This window comes from Terriglobales bacterium (assembly GCA_035543055.1).
Lineage (GTDB): Bacteria > Acidobacteriota > Terriglobia > Terriglobales > Acidobacteriaceae > JAIQFD01.
In genome coordinates this window covers 1-6,645 of the sequence record DATKKJ010000143.1, presented here as the reverse complement: position 1 = coordinate 6,645, position 6,645 = coordinate 1, and the positions used below count along the sequence as shown (strand labels likewise).

Here is a 6,645-nt window from a genome sequence, read left to right as displayed (position 1 = left end):
TCACCGCCGGCGAGATCAAGTATTGCCGATCGAAGCGCAATGCCGCCGAAAGGTTCGCGGCGCGCTTCGCCGCCAAGGAAGCGGCGCTCAAGGCCATCGGCACCGGCTGGAAGAAAGGGGTGTCCTGGACCGAGGTGGAGGTCCGGCGCGAGCCCGGAGGCCGCCCCACCATCACCTTCTCCGGCGCCGCCGCCGCGCACGCCGTCGCCCTGGGGATGAAGCGCGTGTCGCTTTCCCTCTCCCATACCGCCGAGATCGCCACTGCCCAGGTAATCCTTGAGGACTGACCCAAACTTTTCGGTAGAGACGCCCGTCAGGGCGTCTCTCCACCGCGACTCATGAGCGAATCCGTGTTGCTGTCCCCGATCAACGCCGAAGCGGCGACGCACGCCTCCGGACGCCTGCTGGCCGGCGTCGGCCTGGTCAGCCTGGCCAGTCTGTTGCTCGAACTCTCGCTTACCCGGCTGTTCTCGGTGGTCCTCTTCTACCACTTCGCCTTTCTGGCCATCTCCATCGCGCTGCTCGGCCTGGGCGCCGGTGGCGTCTTCGCCTTCGTCGCCCGCGACCGCCTATCGCGTTGGAGCACACGTTCTCTTGGCTCTGTACTCTGTGCTCTGAACTCTGTACTCGTTGTTCTGGTGCTCGAGATCGTGCTGCACGTTCCTGTCGCCCTCGATCTCAGCAAAGCCAACTTCCTCCGCCTGACCGTGCTCTATATCGCCGCCGCGGTGCCGTTCTTCCTCACCGGGCTGCTTTTCTCGGTGGTCTTCGCGCGCCAGACCGCGTTGGTGACCCGGCTCTACGGCGCCGACCTGTGTGGCGGCGCGGCTTCGTGCCTGCTGGTAGTGCCGCTGCTGACCTGGATCGGCGGCCCCAACGCCATCCTCTTCGCTGCGCTGATGATGGCGGTGGCGGCGCTCGTCTGGTCCGACACGCAGCGGGCCCGGCGTGTCGGCGTCGCCCTCACGGTCATCCTCGGCTTGCTGATCGCCGCCAACTACCGCGGCCGCCTGATCGACATCGTGTACGCCAAGGGCCAGCGCCGCGACCGGCCCTGGATGCTGTGGGCACGCTGGAACGCCATCTCCCGCGTCGAGGTGGACCAGGTCGGCGAGTCGAAATACATCGTCATCGACGCCGACGCCTCCACCGCCATCATGAACGTGGACCCCAGGCGCTGGGCCGAGACCCAGGCCACGGCGCAGGGCGCCGACCACGTCGGCGGGCGCGACCGCGATGAAGACCCGAACGACAGCGGCGAGGGCTACAACTGGAAGAAGGACCTGATGTCGGCGGCGCCGGCCATCGCCAACGTGCTCCGGCCGCATGGCGATTTCGCCATCATCGGCCCCGGCGGCGGGGTGGACGTGCTGCGCGCCGTGGCCAACGGCAGCCCCAGCGTCACCGCCATCGAGATCAACCCGCTCATCGCCACCGACGTCATGCGCGGCCACTACGCGGATTACTCCTACCATCTCTACGAACTGCCGCAAGTGCACTTGCACGTCGCCGACGGCCGCTCCTGGATCCGCGCCAGCCACGATAAGTACGACGTCATCCAGATGACCCTGGTGGACACCTGGGCCTCCACCGCCGCCGGCGCCTTCGCCCTCAGCGAGAACAATCTCTACACGCTGGAAGCTTTCCGCGAGTACTTCGACCACCTGAAGCCCGACGGCTTCATCGCGATCACCCGCTGGGAGTTCGCCAAGCCACGCGAGGCGCTGCGGGTGGTGGCCCAGGCGATGGCAGCGCTCCACCGCCTGGGTGTTGCGGATCCGGGGCAGCACTTCGTGATCGTCTCCGACGGCCGGCTCGACACCGACGGCCGCCCGGTCGCCGTGCTGGTGAAGAAGTCTCCTTTCACCGCGGACGAGATCGCCGCCATCCGCGAACACCTGGAGGCCGCGCCGGAACTGCGGCCGCTCTATGTCCCCGAGTCGCCCACTTCGATCCTGCCCGATGACGCTCCTGCCACCGTGGAGTTCAGCAAGCTGATTCTGCAGAATGACCCTTCGGCATTCGCCGGACAGTACTCCTACAACGTCGCTCCCGTCGGGGATAACGCGCCCTTCTTCTTTTTCACCTTCAAGACCGGACAAGCGCTGGAGAGCGTGCTCAAGGGCTCCGGCGCCGGCATGGACTGGAAGAACAACCTCGGCATCGTCGTGTTGGGCATGCTGCTGGTGATTGCCACCGTCGCTGTGCTCTCATTCCTCATTCTGCCCTTGGCCCTTTATTCCCGTGCCCGCCGCGCAGGGTTCTTTCCGCTGCTGTACTTCGTTGCCATCGGCCTGGGCTACATCCTGGTCGAGATCACGCTCATTCAGCGCTTCGTCCTCTTCCTTGGCCACCCCACCTACGCGTTGACCGTCGTGGTGTTCCTCATGCTGCTTTCCAGTGGCGCGGGCAGCGTGCTTTCCCGCCGCTGGCTGGCTCGCCCCAAGAATGTCCGCACCGTCGTCGCTCTGATCGTCGCCGGAATCCTCAGCTATCTCTATCTGCTGCCGCGGCTGCTGACCGCGCTGGTCGGTCAGGACTTCGGCCTCAAGCTCCTACTCAGCGCCCTTCTGATCGTGCCCCTCGGCCTGGCCATGGGGATGCCGTTCCCTACCGGCCTCCGCGCCCTGGCGGGGTCCACCGCAGGGCGGCCGACCCCGGCCGCCCTCGACGGAAGCTCCATCGAATGGGCCTGGGCCATGAACGCCGCCTCCAGCGTCCTCGGATCGGTGCTCGCCATGGTGGTCGCCATCCATTTCGGCCTGGCCGCCACCTTGATCGGCGGTGCCGTCGCCTATCTGCTGGCGGGACTTTTCACCGCTTCCTGGAGCGCCGCACGGAGTTACTGACGCGCGCCAGCCGTTCTGTTATCATGCGGCGCTCTACGGTCAACACCGTCCGAGCTGTTCCCACAAGATTCTGTTAGCCGGGAGGAGTCACCAGGAAGGCGTGCCAAGTCAACAACAGGTCCGTTGGTCTCAGCTCCGGGTAGGTGTCACCGTCATCGTTGCCACCGTCATCCTGGCGGTCCTCATCTTCCTCATGACGGGCGAAGTCGGCTTCTTCACCTCCAAGATCCGGCTGCGCACCTACTTCGAGAACGCCGAAGGACTGCGGGTCGGCGCCCCCGTGCGCCTGGAGGGCGTGGACATCGGCAACGTGACCGCCATCCGCGTGGTGGACCGCAAGCTGACCCCGGTCGAGGTCGTCCTCAAGATCAGCGCCAAGTACAAGAAACAGGTGCTCAAAGACTCGCAGGCCGTGCTGGCCACCGCCGGCGTCCTCGGCGAGACCTTCGTGGACATCAGCAGCAAGAACGCCAAACTCTCTCCGGCGGAGAACCACGACGAACTCCCCACCCAGACCCGTCCCGACATCCAGGACATGGTGCGCGCCAGCCAGGGCACGTTGCAGAACATCGATGTGCTGGTCAAGCGCCTGGACCGCATCTTGAGCACGATTGAGAGCGGCCGGGGTTCGGTGGGCAAGGCCATCAACGATCCTGAGCTCTACAACCGGCTCAGCGAGACCCTGTCCGAGGTGCAGCGCGTCGTCAACCAGATCAGCTCCGGCAAGGGCAGCATCGGCAAGCTGATCAACGACCAGGAGCTTTACGACAAACTCAACGCCTCCATCACCAAGGTCGACCGCATGGTGGACGAGATCAACACTGGCAAGGGCACGATCGGCAAGTTGATCAAGGACCCCTCCCTGTACAACGAGGCCCACTCCACCATCGCCAAGGCCAACCAGCTGATGGCCGACGTCAATGCCGGCAAGGGCGCCCTGGGCAAGTTCACCCACGACGAGGAGTTCGCCCGCAAGCTTGATGACACCGTCACCAAGCTGAATTCGCTGCTCGCCCGCATGGACGCCGGCGAGGGCACCGTGGGCAAGCTGTTCCACGACCCCTCGCTCTACACCAACGCCGACCAGATGCTGCTGGAGACCCGCAAGCTGGTGCAGGCCATCCGCGAGAACCCGAAGAAATACCTGACCATCCGCTTCAAGATGTTCTGATCCGCGGGGGGCCCCACCCAGGCCCGCTTTTGGCGTCGGTGGGCGCTCACCCCGCTTGCCCCCACCCGTCCAGATGATTAGACTTCTCGGTTCGCATTCACGCAGATTCGAGGCTGTGCCATGCGCTCTTGCAAGGTTCTCGCCGTACTCCTCTTTCTGGCGACTTTCGCCTTCACCCAGGCCCCCAGGGAGTCCGCTCCCCCGCCGGCCGCCACCAAGGCGCACTCCTTCGATCTCGACGCCATCGACAAGGCCGCCGACCCTTGCGTCGATTTCTACCAGTATGCCTGCGGCAACTGGATGAAACTCCACCCCATCCCGCCCGAGTATCCCTCTTGGGGCAATTTCTCCGTGCTCCACGACCGCAACCAGGAGATCCTGCGCCAGATCCTGGAGGAGGCCGCCAAGCCCGATCCCAAGCGCAGCGCCGTGAGCCAGAAGATCGGCGATTACTACTCTTCCTGCATGGATGAAAGATCCGCCGACGCGGCCGGTGCCAGGCCCATCGAAGCCGAGCTCAAGCGCATCGCCGCCATGAAGGACAAGAAGGACATCGCCACCGAGCTCGTCCATCTTCACCTCATCGACAACAATGCCCTCTTCGGCTTCGGCTCGACCATCGATTACAAGGACGCCCGCCAGCAGATCGCCGCCGTAGACCAGGCCGGCCTCTCCCTCCCCGACCGGGATTACTACCTCAAGGAAGACCCGAAGTCGAAGGACATCCGCGACAAGTACGTCGCCCACGTCCAGAAGATGCTGGAGATGGTCGGCGACAAGCCCGATGCGGCTGCCGCCGGGGCAAAAAGCGTCCTCGCTCTGGAGACCGCTCTGGCCAAGGCCTCGCTCGACCGCACCGCTCGCCGCGATCCCAACAACCGCTGGCATCCCATGAGCCGCGAGCAGATGACCGCCCTGGCTCCGGGTTTTGACTGGCAGACTTACTTGACTGGCCTCGATGCTCCCCGCTTCGAGCGTATGAACGTGGGGAATCCCGACTTCCTGAAAGCGGTAGGAGGGTTATTGCAGTCCGAAGCCATGGAGTCTTGGCGCACCTATCTGCGCTGGAAGCTGGTCAATCAGATGGCCAAGTACCTCTCCACGCCCTTCGTTGACGAGGACTTCGACTTCAACGGCAAGACCCTGCGCGGGACCGAGAAGATCCTGCCCCGCTGGAAGCGCTGCGTGGATTACACCGACCGCGACCTGGGCGAGGCCCTCGGCCAGCCCTACGTGGACCGCACCTTCGGCGCCGAGGGCAAGGCCCGCACCCTCAAGATGGTCGAGGCCATCGAGCGTGTCATGAGCAAGGACCTCGAGGGCCTGGACTGGATGACCGAAGCCACCAAGAAGCGCGCCTTCGAGAAGCTCCACGACATCACCAACAAGATCGGTTATCCCGACCAATGGCGCGATTACTCCAAATACGACGTCAAGCGCGGAGACTTCGTGGGCAACATCGAGCGCGGCCGCATCTTCGAATCCCGCCGCGACTTGAACAAGATCGGCCAGCCCGTGGACAAGAAGGAATGGGGCATGTCGCCGCCCACGGTCAATGCCTACTACAGCTCGCAGCATAACGACATCAACTTCCCCGCCGGCATCTTGCAACCACCCTTTTACGACAACAACATCGACGATGCCGTGAACATGGGCGCCATGGGGCTGGTGGTCGGGCATGAACTCACCCACGGCTTCGACGACCAGGGCCGCAAGTTCGACGGCAACGGCAACCTCAACGACTGGTGGACCCCGGAGGACGCCAAGGCTTTCGAGCAGCGGGCCTCGTGCATCGTGGATGAGTACGGCTCCTTCAGCCCCATCGAAGGCGAGCACCTCAACGGCAAGCTCACCCTGGGCGAGAACACTGCCGACAACGGCGGGGCGCTGCTGGCTTACATGGCGCTGATGGATCTGCTGGGAGTGAAAGAGCCACCCAAGATCGATGGCTATACCGCGCCGCAGCGCTTCTTCATCGGCTACGGCCAGGTCTGGTGCCAGAATGTCCGCCCGGAATACGCCCGCATGCTGGTGAAGGTGGACCCCCATTCCCCGGGGCGCTTCCGCGTCAACGGCGTGGTGCAGAACATGCCCCAATTCCAGAAAGCGTTCGGGTGCAAGGCTGGTCAACCCATGGTGCGGCAGAATGCCTGCCGGGTCTGGTAGCATCTGTCGTATGCGGGACCGCAGGAAGAAGCACCGGGACCGGCACAAGGACCGCCGTAAGAGCCCGCGCGGGCACGACGTGCTCAGCCGCATCGAGGACACGACCTACCACATCCTGCGCCAGCACGCCCGCGAGCATACTCACAAGGACTCCCACGGCCGCCGCGGGTGAGTGACAAATGGGATTGTCATCCTGAGCGAGTGCCGCGATGGTTTTTCTTCGCGCCCTGGGTTGGGCGCGTCGCGGCACGAGTCGAAGGACCTGCTTTTTCCCTTCGCTACACCGCCGCCTGCGACTGCTCGTGCGCGTGATAGCTGGAGCGCACCAGCGGCCCCGATTCCACGTGCCGGAAGCCCATCTTCATGGCTTCTTCCTTCAGCATCTGGAACTCCTCCGGAGAGTAGAACCGCGCGATGGGCAGGTGGTTTTTCGAGGGTCGCAGGTACTGCCCCACGGTC

General features: G+C 64.4%; 6 protein-coding genes. 5 read left to right on the top strand and 1 reads right to left on the bottom strand.

What is annotated here, in order from left to right:
* From acpS to VMS96_09895, 5 genes are all read left to right on the top strand, one after another.
* On the top strand, positions 1 to 287 hold a 287-nt coding region (gene acpS, locus VMS96_09915), incomplete at its 5' end, for a holo-ACP synthase (GenBank protein HVP43739.1).
* Positions 288 to 350: 63 nt separating this feature from the next.
* Positions 351 to 2,849, top strand: a complete 2,499-nt coding sequence (locus VMS96_09910; GenBank protein ID HVP43738.1) for a hypothetical protein — start codon at positions 351 to 353, stop codon at positions 2,847 to 2,849.
* 100 nt (positions 2,850 to 2,949) lie between these two features.
* On the top strand, positions 2,950 to 4,020 hold the full coding sequence (locus tag VMS96_09905; GenBank protein HVP43737.1) for an MlaD family protein: 1,071 nt from the start codon (positions 2,950 to 2,952) through the stop codon (positions 4,018 to 4,020).
* 120 nt (positions 4,021 to 4,140) lie between these two features.
* Positions 4,141 to 6,186 (top strand): M13 family metallopeptidase, encoded by a 2,046-nt coding sequence (locus tag VMS96_09900; GenBank protein ID HVP43736.1) that lies wholly within the window; start codon positions 4,141 to 4,143, stop codon positions 6,184 to 6,186.
* Positions 6,187 to 6,196: 10 nt separating this feature from the next.
* Positions 6,197 to 6,358 carry a hypothetical protein gene (locus VMS96_09895; GenBank protein ID HVP43735.1) on the top strand — a complete coding sequence of 54 codons (162 nt, stop codon included), beginning with the start codon at positions 6,197 to 6,199 and terminating at the stop codon, positions 6,356 to 6,358.
* 106 nt (positions 6,359 to 6,464) lie between these two features.
* On the opposite strand, the gene VMS96_09890 is transcribed toward VMS96_09895, so the two are convergent.
* Positions 6,465 to 6,645: hypothetical protein (locus tag VMS96_09890; protein ID HVP43734.1), on the bottom strand; the 181-nt coding region annotated here is incomplete at its 5' end.